Annotated in this window: 15 protein-coding genes and 1 pseudogene; 9 read left to right on the top strand and 7 right to left on the bottom strand. The window is 61.9% G+C overall.

Features of this window, described 5'->3' with window-relative positions; all coding sequences use genetic code 11:
- Positions 1-275: 275 nt before the first annotated feature.
- A complete protein-coding gene (locus tag C4K40_RS14910; protein ID WP_256223840.1) occupies positions 276-1,586 on the top strand; it encodes an NADH:flavin oxidoreductase in 1,311 nt (436 codons plus the stop codon).
- Between the two features lie 419 nt (positions 1,587-2,005).
- A complete protein-coding gene (locus tag C4K40_RS14915; protein ID WP_164485021.1) occupies positions 2,006-2,995 on the top strand; it encodes an AraC family transcriptional regulator in 990 nt (329 codons plus the stop codon).
- Between the two features lie 228 nt (positions 2,996-3,223).
- Here the strand turns inward: C4K40_RS14915 and C4K40_RS14920 are convergent, their stop codons facing one another.
- Positions 3,224-4,081: an SDR family oxidoreductase gene (locus C4K40_RS14920; protein WP_053129722.1), complete on the bottom strand. Its 858-nt coding sequence runs from the start codon at positions 4,079-4,081 to the stop codon at positions 3,224-3,226.
- Positions 4,082-4,341: 260 nt separating this feature from the next.
- Positions 4,342-4,434, bottom strand: a pseudogene (locus C4K40_RS32225) (general stress protein); the annotation flags it as partial.
- A gap of 322 nt (positions 4,435-4,756) precedes the next feature.
- Here C4K40_RS32225 and C4K40_RS14930 point away from each other — a divergent pair.
- A complete protein-coding gene (locus tag C4K40_RS14930) occupies positions 4,757-4,939 on the top strand; it encodes a hypothetical protein (RefSeq protein ID WP_124421315.1) in 183 nt (60 codons plus the stop codon).
- A 124-nt stretch (positions 4,940-5,063) separates the two neighbouring features.
- On the opposite strand, the gene C4K40_RS14935 is transcribed toward C4K40_RS14930, so the two are convergent.
- The 3 genes from C4K40_RS14935 to C4K40_RS14945 all read right to left on the bottom strand — a co-directional run bounded on the left by C4K40_RS14935 (position 5,064) and on the right by C4K40_RS14945 (position 7,195).
- Positions 5,064-5,309 (bottom strand): hypothetical protein, encoded by a 246-nt coding sequence (locus tag C4K40_RS14935; protein WP_053129725.1) that lies wholly within the window; start codon positions 5,307-5,309, stop codon positions 5,064-5,066.
- Positions 5,310-5,525: 216 nt separating this feature from the next.
- Positions 5,526-6,554, bottom strand: a complete 1,029-nt coding sequence (locus C4K40_RS14940; RefSeq protein WP_053129727.1) for an LLM class oxidoreductase — start codon at positions 6,552-6,554, stop codon at positions 5,526-5,528.
- Positions 6,555-6,571: 17 nt separating this feature from the next.
- Positions 6,572-7,195: a glutathione S-transferase family protein gene (locus C4K40_RS14945; protein ID WP_053129730.1), complete on the bottom strand. Its 624-nt coding sequence runs from the start codon at positions 7,193-7,195 to the stop codon at positions 6,572-6,574.
- Positions 7,196-7,322: 127 nt separating this feature from the next.
- Between C4K40_RS14945 and gcvA the strand changes: the two genes are divergently transcribed.
- Positions 7,323-8,213 (top strand): transcriptional regulator GcvA, encoded by an 891-nt coding sequence (gene gcvA, locus C4K40_RS14950; RefSeq protein ID WP_053129733.1) that lies wholly within the window; start codon positions 7,323-7,325, stop codon positions 8,211-8,213.
- 449 nt (positions 8,214-8,662) lie between these two features.
- Here the strand turns inward: gcvA and C4K40_RS14955 are convergent, their stop codons facing one another.
- Both C4K40_RS14955 and C4K40_RS14960 read right to left on the bottom strand, forming a co-directional pair.
- Positions 8,663-9,319 (bottom strand): paraquat-inducible protein A, encoded by a 657-nt coding sequence (locus C4K40_RS14955; protein ID WP_053129736.1) that lies wholly within the window; start codon positions 9,317-9,319, stop codon positions 8,663-8,665.
- 25 nt (positions 9,320-9,344) lie between these two features.
- Positions 9,345-9,914, bottom strand: a complete 570-nt coding sequence (locus C4K40_RS14960) for a TetR/AcrR family transcriptional regulator (protein WP_053129739.1) — start codon at positions 9,912-9,914, stop codon at positions 9,345-9,347.
- A 159-nt stretch (positions 9,915-10,073) separates the two neighbouring features.
- On the opposite strand from C4K40_RS14960, the gene C4K40_RS14965 reads away from it, so the two are divergent.
- Genes C4K40_RS14965 through C4K40_RS14985 form a run of 5 tightly spaced genes read left to right on the top strand, consistent with a single transcriptional unit; the run spans position 10,074 to position 18,807 of the window.
- A complete protein-coding gene (locus tag C4K40_RS14965) occupies positions 10,074-11,219 on the top strand; it encodes a MexC family multidrug efflux RND transporter periplasmic adaptor subunit (protein WP_053129741.1) in 1,146 nt (381 codons plus the stop codon).
- Positions 11,220-11,246: 27 nt separating this feature from the next.
- Positions 11,247-14,378 (top strand): efflux RND transporter permease subunit, encoded by a 3,132-nt coding sequence (locus tag C4K40_RS14970; RefSeq protein ID WP_053129744.1) that lies wholly within the window; start codon positions 11,247-11,249, stop codon positions 14,376-14,378.
- Positions 14,379-14,383: 5 nt separating this feature from the next.
- The gene (locus C4K40_RS14975) at positions 14,384-15,823 is read left to right on the top strand and encodes an efflux transporter outer membrane subunit (protein WP_053129747.1); all 1,440 of its coding nucleotides are present in this window, start codon (positions 14,384-14,386) and stop codon (positions 15,821-15,823) included.
- A 58-nt stretch (positions 15,824-15,881) separates the two neighbouring features.
- Positions 15,882-16,502 (top strand): paraquat-inducible protein A, encoded by a 621-nt coding sequence (locus tag C4K40_RS14980; RefSeq protein ID WP_053129750.1) that lies wholly within the window; start codon positions 15,882-15,884, stop codon positions 16,500-16,502.
- Complete coding sequence (locus C4K40_RS14985) at positions 16,495-18,807, top strand: PqiB family protein (protein ID WP_053129753.1); 2,313 nt, start codon at positions 16,495-16,497, stop codon at positions 18,805-18,807. Before C4K40_RS14980 ends, C4K40_RS14985 begins: the two co-directional genes overlap by 8 nt.

Raw genomic sequence — 18,807 nt, forward strand, 5'->3', positions numbered from 1 at the left:
TCAGGGCCAAGCGCACCGCGTGTGCTTGGCCGCTGGCGCTCTTGATCAGATCAGGGCGCTCACCAAGCCAACCAGGAATTTCCGGTGTCGGGATCTGTGGATGATCCCGCAGATCACTGCAGATATGGGGCTAGTAAAGATCGTCTAGTTGCGCAATCGAAAACGAAGGTTTTGGATTGGTTTGTCATTTACTGACATGACATGACGCTTGTGGTCATTTTCTCGATGCTTCGCTTTACCTAAATTATCAGTTTCTGATTGTGCAGGGGCGAATCATGAATGTGACTATTTTAAATACACCAGATGTGAATGTATCTCGTGTCCTATGGCAGCCAATGTCGATTGGGACTTTGGAAGTGTCTGGACGTATCTTCAAAACAGCTACTCATGAAACGCTGGCCGGTGACAAAGGATTTGTTACCTCTGGAATTCTGGACTTCTATCGGCCAATGGCAGAGTCCGGGTTACCACTGATCATTACCGGTAATATTTTTGTTTCCTGGCAAGGGAAGTCTGGCGGTAGGCAACTGGCATTAGATGATGATGATAAAATTGCTGGAATGAAAATCCTTGCGGATATGTGTCATCAATATGGAACCAGGCTGTTTGCCCAACTTAACCATGGAGGCTCGCAAATGCGTACTCCGGCAGAAGGAATTGCCGATTTGCCGGTGACTTCTACCGGGCGTTTGCATCCTACCTTGTTGAGCCTGTCTCGATCCTTGCGTGAGGACGAGTTTCCGCGCTTGATAAAGTCATTTGCCGATGCAGCAGAGCGAGCCAAGAAATCTGGCTGCGATGGTGTTCAGATCCAGATGGGGCATGGTTACTTGATCAGCCAGTTCTTGACCCCAGGAACTAATCGTCGCACAGATCGCTATGGTGGAAATGCCGAGAAGCGTATGGCGCTGGCCCTGGAAGTGTATCGGGCAGTCCGTGAGCGCGTAGGAGCCGACTCTCCTGTTATTGCGAAGTTGAATGGTCGTGATGACCGTCCTAGTGGAGTCGCTCTAGAGCATCAACTTGAATTGGCAAAAAAATTGGAAGAAGAGGGGCTCGATGCCATTGAAATCACGCGAGGTCATTTTTCAACAATCCCCAGTACGCTGTCTGGTCAATGGTCAGGCTTTCTGAAGCGTCAGGTCACGGTCGGGATGGCGGCAAGTTTTCCTATCTGGCAACGTTGGTTTATGCGTCTTGTCGGCGTGTTCATGGAACCATTTCTCAATCGTTTTTATCCACGTAAGCAGGGATTCAACATCGACGAGGCGCAGCATTTCACCAGGGTTCTAGATATTCCAGTTATTAGTTGTGGTGGCTTTAACGACAAGCAGGCAATGGAGAGTGTTATCAAGTCGGGAAAGGTTGCTGCTATTTCCATGGGGCGTGGGTTAATCGCCAATCCATACTTTTACCAACACGTCTATAATCCAATAGCCGACGCACCGGTGTGTAGCTACTGCAATAAATGCATTGGCAGCGCTGGCGGGGAGTTGGGTGTAGGATGTTTTGATTTGGAGGTTAAGGAAAAACAAGTGGCGATGTTGGAAAGCGCTTTGTCGCGGCGAGAATCTACTGATTTCTAGTGGCTGACTTACATGTGGAGCAAGTCAGCGTCAGTCAAGTCTATTGGCTGGTTTTCCTTTCTTGAATTCATTCACTTATTACCTGGTGACGGTGTTGCGGCAACCGTTGTCAGCGTTTATCAATCCCGATAATCCTGTTAGTGGGTACTCCTGAGTCTATTGCGGGTAGCCTGTGGGTCCTTGCGTCAGATAGTCCTACCTTGCTGGCTATGGCATTCAGGAATGACTTTCAAGCGTGGTCGCTTGAGCTTCCCGGTGTATATTTCCAAGCTTGGTGGCGGGTCTGGATCGCTGTTTTTGTGCTTGCAGCCGATGCAGCGTTATTGTGCGTCGCATAGCAGCGGATTTAGATAGGCTTGCCTATGATCCTCCGGTGCTTGTACATAACGATTTGGAAACACTGGCCGGATTTGCATGCGATGACTTCCTTCAATACCCATGACATTGCTCGACTGGCAAAAGTGGCCACCCTATGCGGTTTTGACATGGATGCCTTGCTGGCTGAGATAGGTGTTTTCGCATCAGCTTGTTCCGGTTCGGATGGTAGTTGGGATGCTGAAGCGCTAGGTCGTTTGTATGCGGCAGGTCTCAAGCTATCGCTACAGGACCATTTTCCATTCGTGTTGGGTGAGCTTTTCCTGTTTGACCGTATACCGGAGGCGGATATTTTCCTGGCAACTAGCGCTACGCTGCAGGAAGCGTTATCCATTCTTTGTTATTTGCCGTTTCTGTTACAGCCAGACACCCTCATATGGACTGAAGTACATGGTGACGAACTTCACATATTCTCTGAGTTGCAGCAGTCAGGCTTGCGCCTGGCCAATCCAGGGTTCATCGAAACGGTGTTCGTCGTGATTTGGCGGCTGATAAGGCAGGTGGCTCCTTTCAGCGATATTAAGAGTTTGTGTTTCAGGCATGAGTCCCTACAGTCTGCAACTCATTATTCTCGGCAATTCGGCAGCGCTCCCATCTTCGCGGCTTCCTTCAATCGACTGACTCTGGCTAGCGATTGTCTACTTCAGCCCCTTTGCGGCGCATCCCCGGGCTTGCACGCTCAGGCCAGGCTTCTTTTAGAGAAGAGGGTTCAACGCCAAGGGCTACGTGGGCGCTTGGAGCAAGTCGTGGAAGTGATGGTCAAGCAGCACCCAGCCACGTCTCTGCTGGATGTGTGTGAGCGGCTGGGTTTGGAACCGCGGAGTTTGCAACGACGACTCAAGGAAGAGGGCGTGACTTTCAACGAAGTTCATGCCAGGTCGCGGTTCTACATGGCCAGGCTGCTCTTGAGCGACCCTGGCATCGATATTGAATCGATTGCTGAAAAGCTGGGCTTTGCTGATCGCCACAGCTTTTCCAGATCTTTCAGCAAATGGGCCGGGATATCGCCCAGTCGCTACAGGATCCAGGGATAAGGCGCCGTACGGAACAGTCAAGCGTTCGCTGCTTGAGGCTGGGGTTATTCCTGAGATTTGCTGTAGCGCTATCCGACTTGATTCGTCATCCCCGTGATGCCTTCGAGCATCGCTTCAGGGCAAAAAACAGCAGGCCACGCGGTTGATCAGTGCCCGTGGGCGCGGCCTCCAGCAGCGCTCTCCACAAACCCTTGAGATTCGAGAAGGCACCGCCGGCAGGCCGTTTTCCTAGAGGATCGGCTTGCCGCCGGTGACGCCCACCCGCGAGCCGGAGATGTAGCTGGCCTCGTCGCTCGCCAGCAGGACATAGATGGGCGCCACCTCCACTGGCTGGCCCGGACGGCCCAGGGGCGTCTGCTCGCCGAAGTGGGTGACAGCTTCTGGCGGCATGGTGGAGACGATCAGCGGCGTCCAGATCGGGCCGGGGGCGACGCTGTTGACTCGAATGCCACTGGCTCCCAGCAGTTGCGCCAGGCCGGCGCTGAAGTTGGCGATGGCGCCCTTGGTGGTGGCATAGGGCAGCAGGGTGGGCTTGGGGGCGTCGGAATTGATCGAACTGGTGTTGATGATCGAGCTGCCGGGTGCCATGTGCGGCACCGCGGCCTGGCAGATGCGAAACATCGCGGTGATGTTGATATCGAAGGTCCGTACCCATTCTTCATCGGTGATGTCCGCCAGTTCATGGTGGGTCATCTGGTAGGCGGCATTGTTCACCAGGATATCGATGCGCCCGAACTGCTCCACGGTCTTGGCGACTATGTCGCGACATTGCTGTTTGCCCGCCAGGTCGCCCGGCAGCAGCAGGTATTCGCGTCCGGCCTGTTCCACCCAGCGGGCGGTCTCGCGGGCATCTTCGTGTTCGTCTAGGTAGGCCAGCGCCACATCGGCGCCTTCCCGGGCGAAGGCGATGGCCACCGCCCGGCCGATACCGCTGTCGGCCCCGGTGACCAGGGCGATCTTGCCGGCCAGGCGGCCCGAACCCTGGTAGCTTTGCTCGCCGCAATCGGGGTAGGGCTCCATGGCGCCTTGGGCTCCGGGAACCGCTTGCTGCTGGGAAGGAAAGGGTGGTCGTGGATAGGATTTCATGGGCATCTCCGAGTAGCTGGCCAGTTACCGGCTGCCCAGGGGGATGCCTGGACAGCCGGGCGCTGGGCAAGGGATTCAGTGGACGGTTCGGCTTCAGTGGGTGCAGGTCGGATCTTGCAGCCGCGTGCTGTTGGCCCTGAATGAGAAAAGAGGCGGGGCCGTGCAAGGCCCCGCTGGTTGGACGCTCAACTGCGGCCGCCGCCACTACCGCTGCGTCGACTGCCCTGCTTGCCGGCACCGGACGCCTTGTGCCGGTCGCCGGTGCTGTGGCCGCCCGAGGCCTGTCCGCCTTTCCTGCCTGCTTCGGAGGCTTTTTCCCGATCGTTGGCAAAGTTTCCAGGATTGGGATGTCCGGTATTAGCCATGGTTGAAGACCTCTTGCTAATGGAAAGTTACGCCCGTAATCAAACCGGGCATTTATTGGGAGGCCGATGGTTTTTAAAAGGTCGAAATGATTGGGTAAGGGGCGACGAATGGTTTATCGGCCAGAACAAGCCACTTAAGCCAAGGGCGAGTCTGTCTTTACGCATATATGCAAGCGGCGCTCAAGTTCGTTATTCGTCTAATGTTCCGCTCATCATCTGAATGACTTTGAACAATACGATCAGGCGCTTTTCAAACTTGGCGAGGGATCTTGTATCGAATAATGCAATGCATCCAGTGCAGGAGGCGTAAATGAAAGATCGAAGCTTAACTCGTCCCTGGGGCCCTGCTGGCGCTAGCTGCGGCCTGGTGGAGCAGGACCCGGGCCCGGGCTTGACCGACGACCAGCGGGTCCGCCGCGAGGACCCGCAGCGAGCGCAACCGGGACCTCGGGTCGAACTCGGCCCCGCGGATCAGGAACGCCTCCAGCCCTGATCAGCCAGCTGGGGCTCCCGTTCCAGCAACGCCAGGATGAGGGACTCACAGTCCAGGGCATTGACCTCGGCCAGGATCTCTTGCAGATAACGAATTCTGCTCGGCCATGGCGGCGTTGGCTGGTTCATGACATGCGCGAAGACTGCCGGGAAACCACCATCTCTTCGAGGATTTCGCGCACCAGTCGATTGATGCCCGATTCCCCGTGGTAGTGGCTGCGGTCGATGTTGGCAATGGTGAACTGGTTCGATCCTGGCGCCAGGATGTCCAGCGAGAGGCTGCCGTCGGCATTGATCACGCAGTTCACGCGACAGTTTGGCAAGCGCTGGGCAAGGGCCGCCTCGATTTCGAATTTGCTTAGGGTGTCCATGGGCTTTTCGGCTTGAGGTCATGAGCAAATCAAGACTAGCTGAGTAGCCCAGGCTGTAAATGCTGTCAGGCTGATAGCAAAGTCGCTGGTATTGAACATCGCAGCTCATCCGGAGCAACTTTGAACTTGCCTGCAAGTTGCCGCTTGTTGGTCGCATGGCAACGAGAATCACCCATTGCGGCTCGCAGGAAGTTGCTCCGTTTTGCCTCTACTGCGCTACCAGCGGGCATCTAGCGCCGGAGGACCGGGATGGGAGGGGAAATGTGGCAGCACCTCCTCGGCCAGTTCCTGGATGACTTCGGCCACCGGGCGTTGGGAGAACTGGATGCCCAGCGCGGCGTGGTTGACGCCGGCCTCTTGCCATTGCTCCAGCAACTGCAAAAGGCCCTTGCGTCCGGTGCGCAAGACGAAGCCGCCGTTGAGTGGTGTACGCGGATGGTCGGGATCGTCCACCAGGTCCAGCCATTCGTTGGTCATGTGGGGGCGGAAGCCGCCGTCGGGAATCAGCTGGCGCCAGGCACGGATCTTCTCGGCCAGTTGTCGTGGCCCACTGGCGGTGTGGGTGGCGAAGGGGTAGGTCAGCCAGCCATCGGCGTGCCGGGCGATCCACTCTGGCGATTGTCCCGAGGAGCTGGTGACGATCAGCGGAATCGCCCCAGTGCTGGGTTTGGGCAGCAGTTCGGCGCCGGCGAAACGGCCCAGGGGCGAATCGATGGCCTGCGGGCCGTCGGCCATGACTTGGCGAAAGTACTCCACCGCCTGGGCGAAGCGCTGGCCTCGCTCGGCATGTTCCAGGCCGTAGGCCGGGAACTCCACGGGCCGATCCCCCGAGGCGATGCCCAGTACCAGCCGGCCACCGGACAAACGATCGAGGCTGGCGGCCGACTTGGCCAAATCCAATGGGTGGCGCAGGGTGAAGATCGCGCTGCCGGTGGCCAGGGCAATTCGCTGGGTCCGGGCGGCGAGGAACGAGAGGTAGGCGAAGGGCTCGAACAGTTGCCCGGCATCGCCGAAGGTTGGATCGAACAGCGGTACGTCGCGTACCCAGACGGCGGCAAAACCCTGACGGTCGATGGTCTCGACCCAGTCGGCTTGCCCGGCCAAGACCTGCATGTCGCCCTGGTAGAAGCGCAGCGGCAGGAACAGGCCGAGGGTCAAGCGCTCGGGAGCGAACATGCGCCGGTAGCCGGGGTGCCCATAAAAATTCGCCGTCGCTGGGGCGCCGTTGTTCAGGGTGCTCTGCATTGTTTGTCTCCTGTTGCTCATGCGCCGCTGGCGGGCGCGGGAATGGTTACGCCCAGGCGTACGGCGGGACGTTGCGCCACTCGGTCGTGCCAGGCGCTTAGGTGGCGGTGCTGGCTGAAGTCGAAATCGATGATCCGGGCGATATGGGTCCAGCCGAAATGGGCGATATCGGCGATCGAATACTGGTCCGCGGCCAGGTAGGGGTGTTCAGCCAGGCGAGCGTCGAGCACCGCGAACAGCTCCTCGCTCAGTCGCCGGTAGCGGGCGATGGCCGCGGGCAGTTGCTGCTGGGCGAATAGCTCGAAGTGCACTCGTTGGCCGAGGATCGGCCCAACGCTGGAGGCATGGAATTGCAGCCACTTGATGGTTTCCCAGCGCCCGACCGGGTCCTGGGGCAGAAGACTGCCGCTGCGTTCGGCAAGGTAGAGCAGGATGGCCGCCGATTCGAACAGGGTGATGCCGGTCTCGTGGTCATGGATCACCGGGATCCGGCCATGGGGGTTGAGGGCGAGGAACTGCGGACGGTGTTGCTCACCGGTGTCCAGGTTCACCGGGTGCAGGCGGTAGGGCAACTGCAGCTCGTGCAGGGCAATGGTCACCTTGAAACCATTGGGTGAGCTGTCGGTGTACAGATCGAGCATCGTCGAGCTATCTCCATCGGGTTGAGTAGAGCTAAAGTTATGTATGCAGCTGCCCAGGGATCTTCCTTTTGCCTCAGGTGAATAGGAAACGATTTAAACTACCCGCTTTGTTTAGAAGAGCTAAACCATGAATCCAGTCCTGCCATTGCTGGCATTGCGCGCCTTTGCCGAAGTCGGCCGCCACGCCAGCATCAAGCATGCCGCCCAGGCCCTGGGGGTGACTTCGGGTGCGGTCAGCCAGCAGATCCGCCAACTGGAGGAGCGGGTCGGCATGCCGCTGTTCATTCGCCGGCACCAGCGCATGGTGCTGACCGAAGCGGGCAGCAGGGTCCACCCACAGTTGCTGGCGGCTTTCGAGCAGATCCAGGGAGCCTTGTGGACCCTGGAAGCGGACCGCATCCGGAGCACCGTGACCATCAGCACCGTGCCGTCCTTTGCTGCATCCTGGCTGGTACCACGACTGGGGCGCTTCACTTCCCTGCATCCAGAGATCGAGGTGCGGGTCGAGGCGTCGGCGGCATTGGTGGATCTACAGCGTGACCGGGTCGATATCGCCATTCGCCATGGCCTGGGCCACTACCCGGGGCTGGTAACGGAACCCCTGCTGGCGCCGGTGTTGCTGCCGGTCGCGGCGCCCGCGCTGCTGGCTGCTGGCGAGCCCATTCGCGAGCCAGCCGATTGCCTGGCCTGGCCGCTGCTGCAAGATACCGATCGAGCGGATTGGGCCCTATGGCTGGCGGCCCATGGGGTCGCCGCGGACCTGCGCGCCGAGCGTGGTACGGCGTTCGAGGATGACTACCTGCTGATCCGCGCGGCGGCGGCCGGCCAGGGGCTGGCGTTGGTGCCCCAGGAATATGCTCGCGAGGAGATTGCCGCCGGGCGCCTGGTGCAGGCCCTGGACAGGCCCTGGCCAGCGCGTTTTGCCTATTACCTGGTGACCCAGGCGCAAGCTTGGCGACGGCCCGAAGTGGAGGCGTTCATGGCCTGGATCAGGCAAGAGGCCAAGGCCTCGGCTTGAAGCGCTGGCCGCAGGGGCGAAGAAAGTCCGGGGCTTGCCCGTCGCGTTCCGGGTCGCAGGCTATGCTCAAGCGACTGTGGCTACCGGTAATTTCAGCATGGGTTCAGGAACGCTCGAGTACATTTCGAGCAACCTGTATGGCTGGCATGAGATGTCAACTCCATGGCGCGCAAGGCTAAGCTTTTTGTTATCGGGCGAAGGCAGACTGCAAGGACCTAATAACAAAAAGCTGCGTCCGGTTTCCCTCCGGACGGCGGAGGTTTCCATGCGTCGACTCATGCTTTCGCTAATGGCTGTGCTGGTACTGGGAGCCGGTATCCACACCCTTGGATCCAGGCCGAACGAAGGGACTGATAATGCCCATGTGCCGCGCGCCAGCCATACGCATCCACCGGCCACCGGGATCGGGGAAGTGGTCAAGCATCTCTGATGACACCCTGGGGAAAGGCTCAGTCGGGTGTGGCCCGTTCGTCCTCGTCCAGCGCCTCCCAGACCTGGTGCGGCGACATGCTCATTTCCAGCCAGACCTGGGTCAGCAACAGGGCGATGAAACAGGCCAGGCCGACGCCGAGGCTCAGGTCGGCGATGTCGATCAGCTTGACGATGGAGACCAGGATCCCGATCAGGTAGACCTCGAGCATGCCCCATTCGCGCAGGTGGTGATAACCGCGGTAGAGCAGCATGGCGCTGCGGCGTGCCACCTTGAACCTCAGGCTCAGCAATACCAGCAACTGGCAGAGCAGCTTGAGCAACGGAATGGCCATGCTGTTGAGCAGCACCAGCACGGCAACCCCGGGCATACCGCTTTCGAACAGCCCGAGCACACCGCTCCAGACGGTATCGCTACGGGTCTGGCCCAGGAGGGTCAGGTGCATGATCGGCAGGAAGTTGGCCGGGATGTAGAGCAGCAGGGCGGTCAGGACCAGGGCGAAGCAACGGCGCTGCCATTGATGGCGGTGCACGGCCAGCTCGAAGCCGCAACGCGGGCAGCAGCTCTTTTCACCGGGTTCCAGTGGTTCACGGCGCATCAGCAGGTCGCATTCATGGCAAGCGACCAGGGCTTGGAGCGGCAGGTTCGGCAAGTCACCGGGGTTGGTCTGGGGCATCGGGCAAGTCCTGAAGGCGCGTGGCCTAGGTGTCTGTTCTGGCCTGGGGGCAGGCGCCGTGGAGGAACATCTGCTCCAGGGTCTGGGCGGTATTCGAGCTCGCCGCGCGTCCGCGGCGTTCGGCATCCACCATGCCGTAGACCAAGGTGATGAACAGTTCGGTGAACACCGATGCGCTGATGTCGATGCGGAATGCTCCCTGGTGCTGGCCGCCCAGGAAAAAGGCGTCCAGCGCGTTGATGTAGGACTGCCACCGGGCGCCATCGGCCTGTGGGTCGAGGAAATCCGGGCGGTATTGAAATACCAGGAAGGTCAGCAGCTCTCGATGGGCGAGATGCTCCCTGATCAAATTGTGCAGTGCTTCCAATGGATCTGCATCCAGCAGGCGGGAGGCTACGATGATCTGGTGCAACACCTCCTTGCCATGCCATTCGAGCATTTCCAGCAGATGGTCACGCGTGCCACAAAAACGGTGCAGCGTGGCCCGGCTAGTGCCGGCGGCTTCAGCCAGCTCCTTCAGTGTCCCGCGTGGGTGGTCGACGATGGCCACCGCCAGCGCCTTGATGAATCGTTCGTCATGGGGCGTCAGGGTCATTCGCAAGTCCTGGTTGAGTCCTCGAATGCGCGCATGGTGCAAAAAAGCTCGCAGCGCTCCGCAATATATGAGACAAAAAAGTTCATATGAGTCTTTGTTGACTCATTTTGGGTTTGAAAGTAGCATTCTGGACATTCTCAATCAATAGTCAGGTGTGCCATGGTCGATTTGCGTGCAATAGGAAGGGTCAGTGCATTGGCGGTTGTCATCGCACTGGCAGGATGTGGCCCCTCGGGCGAGCAGCAGAGCGCCGCGGAGATGGTGCTTCCTGTGGATGTGTTCGCGGTGAAGCCGGAAACCCTGGCGCTGACATCGGAGCTGCCAGGCCGGATCGAACCGGTACGCGTGGCCGAGGTGCGGGCACGGGTGGCGGGGATCGTGCTGAAGAAGCGCTTCGAGGAAGGTGCCGACGTCAAGGCCGGCGATCTGTTGTTCCAGATCGATCCCGCGCCGCTCAAGGCAGCGGTGTCCCGTGCCGAGGGCGACCTGGCCCGGGCCCAGGCCGGGATGAAGGAAGCCCAGGCACGGGTCAAGCGCTATGAGCCGCTGGTGAAGATCGAAGCGGTCAGCCAGCAGGACTACGACAAGGCCAGTGCCGACTTGCACAGCGCCCAGGCAGCGACTCGTTCGGCCCAGGCCGACCTGGAAACCGCGCGCCTGAACCTGGGTTATGCCTCGGTCGCCGCGCCGATCTCCGGCCGGGTAGGGCGTGCGCTGGTAACCGAAGGCGCCCTGGTTGGCCAGGGCGAAGCAACCCTGATGGCGCGCATCCAGCAACTGGATCCGATCTACGCCGACTTCACCCAGACCGCCGCCGATGCCCTGCGCCTGCGTGAGGCGCTGAAGACCGGCAGCCTGGCCGCAGGAGACAGCAAGGCCCTGACCCTGCGGGTCGAGGGTACGCCCTATGAGCGCCAGGGCTCGCTGCAGTTCACCGACGTGGCGGTCGATCCGGGCACCGGCCAGATCACCTTGCGCGGCAAGTTCCCCAACCCCGATGGCGTGTTGCTGCCGGGCATGTACGTGCGGGTCAAGACCCCGCAAGGTACTGACAACCAAGCCATCCTCGTCCCGCAGCGTGCGGTCAAGCGTGGCAACGACGGCAGCTCCCACGTGATGGTGGTCGGCGCCGACGAGCGTGCCGAGGCCCGTCCGGTCACCACCGGCACCATGCAGGGTTCGCGCTGGCAGATCATCGAAGGCCTCAAGGCCGGTGACCAGGTCATCGTCGGTGGCCTGGCCGCCGTGCAGCCGGGCGTCAAGGTCACTCCCAAGCAGGCTCAGGAAACCGAGCAGAAACAATAAGCCCGGTTACGACACGAGGATTTTTTGATGTCCGATTTTTTCATCAAGCGCCCGAACTTCGCCTGGGTGGTGGCTCTGTTCATCTCCCTGGCCGGCCTGCTGATCATCTCCAAGTTGCCGGTGGCGCAGTACCCCAGCGTTGCGCCACCGCAAATCACCGTGACCGCCACCTACCCGGGCGCTTCGGCCAAGGTATTGGTGGACTCGGTCACCAGCGTGCTCGAAGAGTCGCTCAACGGCGCGAAGAACCTGCTGTACTTCGAGTCGACCAACAACTCCAACGGATCTGCCGAGATCGTCGTGACCTTCCAGCCGGGCACCGACCCGGACCTGGCCCAGGTCGACGTGCAGAACCGCTTGAAGAAGGCCGAGGCACGCATGCCCCAGGCCGTGCTCACCCAGGGCTTGCAGGTCGAACAGACCAGCGCCGGCTTCCTGTTGATCTACGCCCTGAACTACAAGGAAGGGGTCGAGCGCAACGACACCACCGCGCTGGGCGACTACGCCGCGCGCAACATCAACAACGAACTGCGTCGCTTGCCCGGCGTCGGCAAGTTGCAGTTCTTCTCTTCCGAAGCGGCGATGCGGGTCTGGATCGATCCGCAGAAGCTGGTGGGTTATGGCCTGTCCATCGAAGACGTGAGCAGCGCCATCCGTGGACAGAACGTGCAGGTTCCGGCCGGCGCCTTCGGCAGCGCGCCCGGTACCAGTGAGCAGGAGCTGACCGCGACCCTGGCGGTCAAGGGCACCCTGGACAACCCCCAGGAGTTCGGACAGATCGTCCTGCGCTCCAACCCTGATGGTTCCACCGTCAAGCTGGCCGATGTCGCCCGCCTGGAAGTGGGCCAGGAAAGCTACAACATCTCCTCGCGCCTGAATGGCACTCCAGGCGTGGGTGGCGCGATCCAGCTGTCCCCGGGCGCCAACGCCATCCAGACCGCGACGTTGGTCAAGGAGCGCCTGGCCGAACTGTCGCAGTTCTTCCCCAGCGACATGCAGTACTCCGTACCCTACGACACCTCGCGTTTCGTCGACGTGGCCATCGAGAAGGTGATCCACACCCTGATCGAAGCCATGGTCCTGGTGTTCCTGGTGATGTTCCTGTTCCTGCAGAACGTGCGCTATACCCTGATTCCATCCATCGTGGTGCCCGTGTGCCTGCTCGGCACCCTGGCGGTGATGTACCTGCTGGGCTTCTCGGTGAACATGATGACCATGTTCGGCATGGTGCTGGCCATCGGCATCCTGGTGGACGACGCCATCGTGGTGGTGGAGAACGTCGAGCGGATCATGGCCGAGGAGGGCCTGCCCCCGACCGAAGCGACGATCAAGGCGATGAAGCAGGTGTCCGGTGCCATCGTCGGTATCACTCTGGTGTTGTCCGCGGTGTTCATGCCGCTGGCGTTCATGAGCGGTTCGGTGGGCGTCATCTACCAGCAGTTCTCGGTATCCCTGGCGATCTCGATCCTGTTCTCCGGCTTCCTGGCCCTGACCTTCACCCCGGCCCTGTGCGCCACGCTGCTCAAGCCGATCCCTGAAGGCCATCACGAGAAGCGCGGTTTCTTCGGCGCCTTCAACCGTGGCTTCGCCCGCGTCACCGAGCGCTATTCGGTGCTCAGTTCCGGGCTGGTCAAGCGTGCCGGCCGCTTCATGCTGGTGTACGCCGGTATCGTCGCGGTGCTGGGCTACACCTACCTGCGCCTGCCGGAAGCCTTCGTCCCAAGCGAAGACCTGGGCTACATGATCGTCGACGTGCAGCTGCCGCCCGGCGCCAGCCGCATGCGTACCGATACCACTGGCAAGGAACTTGAGCAGTACCTGATGTCGCGCAAGGCGGTGGACTCGGTATTTCTCGTCTCCGGCTTCAGTTTCTCCGGCCAGGGCGACAACGCAGCACTCGCATTCCCGGTTTTCAAGGATTGGTCGGTACGCGGCAAGGAAGAGTCTGCTGCTGCCGAGGTCGCGGCGCTGAACGAGCATTTCGCACTGCCGAGCGACGGCACCATCATGGCGGTCTCGCCACCACCTATCGACGGCCTGGGCAACTCCGGCGGTTTCGCCCTGCGCTTGATGGACCGTGGCGGTTTGGGCCGCGAGGCCTTGTTGCAGGCACGGGATACGCTGCTGGGCCAAGTCAACGGCAACCCGAAATTCCTCTACGGGATGATGGAAGGCCTGTCCGAGGCGCCGCAGTTGCGCCTGGTGATCGACCGCGAAAAAGCCCGGGCCCAAGGCGTCAACTTCGAGACCATCAGCTCCACCCTGTCCTCGGCTTTTGGTTCCGACGTGGTCAACGACTTCACCAACGCCGGTCGCCAGCAACGGGTGGTGATCCAGGCCGAGCAGGGCGCGCGGATGACTCCGGAAAGCGTGCTCAAGCTGTACGTGCCCAACAACAAGGGCGACCAGGTGCCGCTCAGCGCCTTCGTCAGCAGCAAGTGGGAAGAGGGGCCGGTACAACTGGTGCGCTACAACGGCTATCCGTCGATCCGTATCGTCGGTGACGCAGGTCCAGGCTACAGCACCGGCCAGGCCATGGCCGAGCTGGAGCAACTGGCATCGCAACTGCCCAAGGGCATCGGCTACGAGTGGACCGGCCTGTCCTACCAGGAGAAGGTCTCTGCCGGCCAGGCATCGGGCTTGTTCGCCCTGGCGATCCTGGTGGTGTTCCTGTTGCTGGTGGCCCTCTACGAGAGCTGGTCGATCCCGCTGTCGGTGATGCTGATCGTACCGATCGGCGCGGTGGGTGCGGTACTGGCGGTAATGGTCGTGGGCATGCCCAACGACGTGTACTTCAAGGTCGGCCTGATTACCATCATCGGCCTGTCGGCGAAGAACGCGATCCTCATCGTCGAGTTCGCCAAGGAACTGTGGGAGAAGGGCCACAGCCTGCGTGACGCCGCCATCGAGGCCGCGCGCCTGCGCTTTCGCCCGATCATCATGACGTCCATGGCCTTCATCCTCGGCGTGGTCCCCCTGGCCATCGCCACCGGCGCCGGTGCGGCCAGCCAGCGCGCCATCGGTACCGGGGTGATCGGCGGGATGCTCAGCGCCACCTTGCTGGGCGTGCTGTTCGTGCCGATCTGCTTCGTCTGGTTGCTGTCGTTGCTGCGTACCAAACGGCCTGCCACCGAACAACCAGCCCTGACCCAGGAGTGATCAGCATGCGTACCCCAGCTTTTACCGTATCGGCGCTGCTGATCGCCCTGGCCCTGGGTGGCTGCTCCATGGCTCCGACCTACGAGCGTCCGACGGCGCCCGTAGCCGACAGCTGGAGCGACTCACCCGCCCAGCAGGGACGCCAGGCCAGCGAACTGGACTGGCAGGCGTTCATCGTCGATCCCGAGCTGCGCCGCCTGGTCGGCACCGCCCTGGACAACAACCGTTCGTTGCGCCAGACCTTGCTGGACATCGAACAAGCCCGGGCGCAGTACCGCATCCAGCGGGCGGACCGGATCCCCGGGTTGAACGCCGGGGCCTCGGGTAACCGCCAGCGCCTGCCGTCGGACCTGTCCAGCGGTGGCCGGGCCGGCGTGGCCAGTACCTATCAGGTCGGCCTGTCGTTGCCGGAATACGAAGTCGACCTGTTCGGTCGGGTCAAGAGCCTCAGCGATGCCGCATTGCAGCAGTACCTGGCCACCGAGGAGGCCGGGCGCTCGGCACGCATTGCGCTGATCGCCGAGGTCACCCAGGCCTACCTGACCCATGACGGTGCCCAGCGTCGCCTGGCCCTGACCCAGCAGACCCTGGTCAGCCGCGAATATTCCTTCGCCCTGATCAGCCGGCACCGTGCGGTAGGTAACGCCACCGCGCTGGACTACCAGGAAGCCCTGGGCCTGGTGGAACAATCCCGGGCCGACGAGGAGGCCGCCCTGCGCCAGAAGCAACAGGCGTTCAATGCCCTGGTGCTGCTGCTGGGCACCGCCGATGCCACCAAGTCGATTCCCGATAAGTCGTCGGAGCAGCCGCTACTGGTGCAAGACATCGCCGCGGGCTCACCGTCGTCGCTGATCGAGCGCCGTCCGGACATCCTCGCCGCCGAACATCGCCTGCAAGCGCGCAATGCCGATATCGGCGCTGCGCGGGCAGCGTTCTTCCCGCGGATCACCTTGACCGGCAGCTTCGGCACGTCCAGCGCGCAAATGTCCGGTCTGTTCGATGGCGGCTCGCGCTCCTGGAGCTTCATTCCGACCCTGTCGCTGCCGATCTTCGATGGCGGACGCAACCGCGCCGGGTTGAGCCTGGCCGAGGCGCGCAAGGACTCGGCGGTGGCGGCCTACGAGGGCACGATCCAGACCGCGTTCCGTGAAGTGGCGGACGCCCTGGCGGCCACCGATACCCTGCGCCGCGAGGAGCAGGCACGCCGGGCCCTGGCCAACACCAGCAACGAATCGCTGAAGCTGGCCAAGGCTCGTTATGAAGGCGGTATCGATAGCCACCTGCGTTACCTGGACGCCCAGCGCAACAACTTCGCCAACGAGACGGCGTTCATCGAAGTCAGCACTCAACGGCAGATCGCCCTGGTGGACCTGTTCCGCTCCCTGGGTGGTGGCTGGAAGGACAATCAGGACCAGCAACTGGCGCAACGCCAGGACCGCCCCTGAATGAGTGACCGCCGCCCGCCGGAGCAAGCCCGGCGGGCGACGCTCGAGGAAGGTAACGATGCGTGCAATCGATGCCGGCATCCAGGTCTGCGGCGAATGTCATCAACTCAATCCCATCGACGGCCAGCAACCCGCGCGTTGCAGTCGTTGCCGGGCGCTCTTGCATGTGCGCCGCCCGGACAGCATCAGGCGGACCTGGGCCTTGCTGATCAGCGCCATGTTGCTCTACATCCCGGCCAACCTGCTGCCGATCATGACCGTCAGCATTTTCGGCAAGGGCGCGCCGGCCACTATCATGAGCGGGGTGATCAGCCTGCTGCAGCTGGGGATGATCCCCATCGCCCTGGTGGTGTTCGTGGCCAGCATCGTGGTGCCGACCTTCAAGCTGGTGGGCATCGCGCTGCTGCTTTATTCGGTGCAGCGCCACCAACCGATGTCCGCCCGCCAGCGGATCATCATGTACCGCTTCATCGAATGGGTGGGGCGCTGGTCGATGCTCGACATCTTCGTCATCGCCATCCTGGTGGCGTTGGTGAACTTCGGCAACCTGGCGCGCATCGAGGCCAACCTCGGCGCCGCCGCCTTCGCCAGCGTGGTGGTGCTGACCATGCTGGCTGCTGTGACTTTCGATCCCCGGCTGATCTGGGACAACACCCACTTGGACAAAGAAAATGAGTGATTTGCCCGTCCCCAAGAAACACCCGGCCTCCAACTGGTCGGCAATCTGGATCCTGCCCCTGGTGGCCCTTGTCATCGGTGCGTGGCTGGGCTGGCGTGCCTACGACGAGGCCGGTCCGGTCATCCAGGTGCGCTTCGAGAGCGGCGACGGTATCCAGGCCAAGAAGACCGAGGTGCTGTACAAGGGCATCTCGGTCGGCAAGGTGGTCGACCTGAATGTCAGCGAGGACATCAAGGGGGTGATTGCCTCCATCGAGCTGACCAAGGAGTCCCGGGATTACCTGAACCACGACACGCGTTTCTGGCTGGTCAAGCCGCGGGTCTCCCTGGCCGGGGTGACTGGCCTGGAGACCCTGGTCTCGGGGGTCTACATCGCGGTGGATCCGGCCAAGGGCGACAAGGGCGACCAAGGTGTGCGCTTCTATACCGCCCTGGCGGAACCGCCACCAATGTCCGAGAAGGTGCCAGGCCTGCACATCACCCTCAAGGCCGACCGGCTGGGTTCCCTGGAGCAGGGCAGCCCGGTGTTCTACAAGCAGATCCTGGTGGGCCAGGTGAAGAACTTCCAGCTCGGCGAGGACCAGCGCACCATCGAGATCAAGGTCCACATCGAGCCGGCCTACGCCGACCTGGTGCGCAAGCACACGCGTTTCTGGAATGCCAGCGGCATCTCGATCTCCGGCGGCCTGTCGGGTTTCAAGGTGCGCAGCGAGTCGCTCCTGACCCTGGCCGCGGGCGGTATCTCCTTCGCCACCCCGGACAACCACCGCGACAGCCCGCCCACCGACCCGACCAAGCCGTTCCGCCTGTACGAGGACTACGACGCGGCCCAGGTCGGCTTGCGGGTGAAGCTGAAGATGAAGGACCTGAGCGAGATCGAGCCCGGCCGTACTCCGGTCATGTACAACGGGGTGCAGGTCGGCCTGGTCAAGACCGTCGACATGAACCAGGACTTCAGTGGCGCCACCGCCGAGCTGGCGATGGATCCACGGGTCGAGGCCCTGTTGCTGGAGGGCACCGAGTTCTGGACCGTGAAGCCGAATATCTCCCTGGCCGGGATCACCGGCCTGGATGCCCTGGTCAAGGGCAACTACATTGCCGTGCGCTTCGCCAAGAACGGGGCGCCCCGGCGCGAGTTCAGCGCACGCGCCAAGGCGCCGCCGATGGATCTGAATGTGCCGGGCCTGCACCTGGTGCTGACCAGCGACCGCCGGGGTTCGGTGGAGGTCGGCGCACCGGTGCTCTACCGGCAGATCCGCGTCGGTAGCGTGCAGAGCTACCAACTGTCGGCGGACAACCGGCAGGTGCTGATCGGCGTGCATGTCGAGCCCGAGTATGCGCGCCTGGTGAACAGTTCGACGCGTTTCTGGAACGCCAGTGGCGTGACCCTGAGCGGTGACTTCACCGGGCTCAAGGTCAAGAGCGAGTCGCTGCAGACCTTGATCAATGGCGGGATCTCCTTTGACACCCTGGACCCCAAGGCGTCGTCCCCGGGCAAGGATCGCCGCTTCGCCCTTTATGACAGCGAAGAGGCGGCCATGGCCCGGGGCGTGGAGATCCAGCTGAGCGTCGAAGACGCCGAGGGCCTGCGCGAAGGGACGCCGATTCGTTTCAAGGGGCTGGTGATCGGCAAGGTCGAGGGCATCGACTTGCAGGCCGACCTGTCCGGTGTGCTGCTCAAGGCACGCCTGGGGGCCAACGGCGAGCAGTTCGCCCGCAGCGGTACGCGCTTCTGGGTGGTGCGCCCGGCGCTTGGCCTGCTGCGTACGGAAAACCTCGGCACCCTGGTCAGCGGACCCTACATCGAGGCCCTGGCCAGCAGTCGCCCGGGCGAGCGCCAGACGCGCTTCCAGACCCTGGCCGAGGCGCCGAACCTGCTCGGGAGCGGCAACGGCCTGCGGCTGACCCTGAGCGCTCCGGACAAAGGCTCGATCAAGCTCGGCAGCCCGGTGACCTATCGCAAGATGCCGGTGGGCAAGGTCATCGACCTGAACCTGGGCCAGCAGGCGGACCGGGTACTGATCAGTATCCTCATCGAGCCGCGCTACATGCCGCTGGTGCGTACCGGCAGCCGCTTCTGGAATGCCAGCGGCGTCGGTATCGAGGCCGGTTTGTTCAAGGGCGTTTCGGTGCGCACCGAGTCCCTGGAAGCCATGGTCGCCGGCGGTATCGCGTTCGCCACGCCAGACAACGGACAAATGGGCGAAGCGGCCAAGCCGGGGCAGACCTTCGCCCTGTTCGATGCCGTCGACGAACAGTGGCTGCAGTGGGCGCCGAAGATTTCCCTCAAGGACGCCGGGCAATGA

Source organism: Pseudomonas sp. CMR5c, from assembly GCF_003850545.1.
Classification (GTDB): Bacteria; Pseudomonadota; Gammaproteobacteria; order Pseudomonadales; family Pseudomonadaceae; genus Aquipseudomonas; species Aquipseudomonas piscis.

What these genes read in the sequence shown, in the direction of transcription:
- C4K40_RS14930 (WP_124421315.1), top strand. Translation starts at nt 4,757, where the DNA reads ATGAAAGATCGAAGCTTAACTCGTCCCTGGGGCCCTGCTGGCGCTAGC.
- C4K40_RS14985 (WP_053129753.1), top strand. Translation starts at nt 16,495, where the DNA reads ATGAGTGATTTGCCCGTCCCCAAGAAACACCCGGCCTCCAACTGGTCG.
- C4K40_RS14910 (WP_256223840.1), top strand. Translation starts at nt 276, where the DNA reads ATGAATGTGACTATTTTAAATACACCAGATGTGAATGTATCTCGTGTC.
- C4K40_RS14960 (WP_053129739.1), bottom strand. Translation starts at nt 9,914, where the DNA reads ATGACCCTGACGCCCCATGACGAACGATTCATCAAGGCGCTGGCGGTG.
- C4K40_RS14945 (WP_053129730.1), bottom strand. Translation starts at nt 7,195, where the DNA reads ATGCTCGATCTGTACACCGACAGCTCACCCAATGGTTTCAAGGTGACC.
- C4K40_RS14955 (WP_053129736.1), bottom strand. Translation starts at nt 9,319, where the DNA reads ATGCCCCAGACCAACCCCGGTGACTTGCCGAACCTGCCGCTCCAAGCC.
- C4K40_RS14920 (WP_053129722.1), bottom strand. Translation starts at nt 4,081, where the DNA reads ATGAAATCCTATCCACGACCACCCTTTCCTTCCCAGCAGCAAGCGGTT.
- C4K40_RS14970 (WP_053129744.1), top strand. Translation starts at nt 11,247, where the DNA reads ATGTCCGATTTTTTCATCAAGCGCCCGAACTTCGCCTGGGTGGTGGCT.
- C4K40_RS14915 (WP_164485021.1), top strand. Translation starts at nt 2,006, where the DNA reads ATGACTTCCTTCAATACCCATGACATTGCTCGACTGGCAAAAGTGGCC.
- C4K40_RS14935 (WP_053129725.1), bottom strand. Translation starts at nt 5,309, where the DNA reads ATGGACACCCTAAGCAAATTCGAAATCGAGGCGGCCCTTGCCCAGCGC.
- C4K40_RS14980 (WP_053129750.1), top strand. Translation starts at nt 15,882, where the DNA reads ATGCGTGCAATCGATGCCGGCATCCAGGTCTGCGGCGAATGTCATCAA.
- gcvA (WP_053129733.1), top strand. Translation starts at nt 7,323, where the DNA reads ATGAATCCAGTCCTGCCATTGCTGGCATTGCGCGCCTTTGCCGAAGTC.
- C4K40_RS14965 (WP_053129741.1), top strand. Translation starts at nt 10,074, where the DNA reads ATGGTCGATTTGCGTGCAATAGGAAGGGTCAGTGCATTGGCGGTTGTC.
- C4K40_RS14940 (WP_053129727.1), bottom strand. Translation starts at nt 6,554, where the DNA reads ATGCAGAGCACCCTGAACAACGGCGCCCCAGCGACGGCGAATTTTTAT.
- C4K40_RS14975 (WP_053129747.1), top strand. Translation starts at nt 14,384, where the DNA reads ATGCGTACCCCAGCTTTTACCGTATCGGCGCTGCTGATCGCCCTGGCC.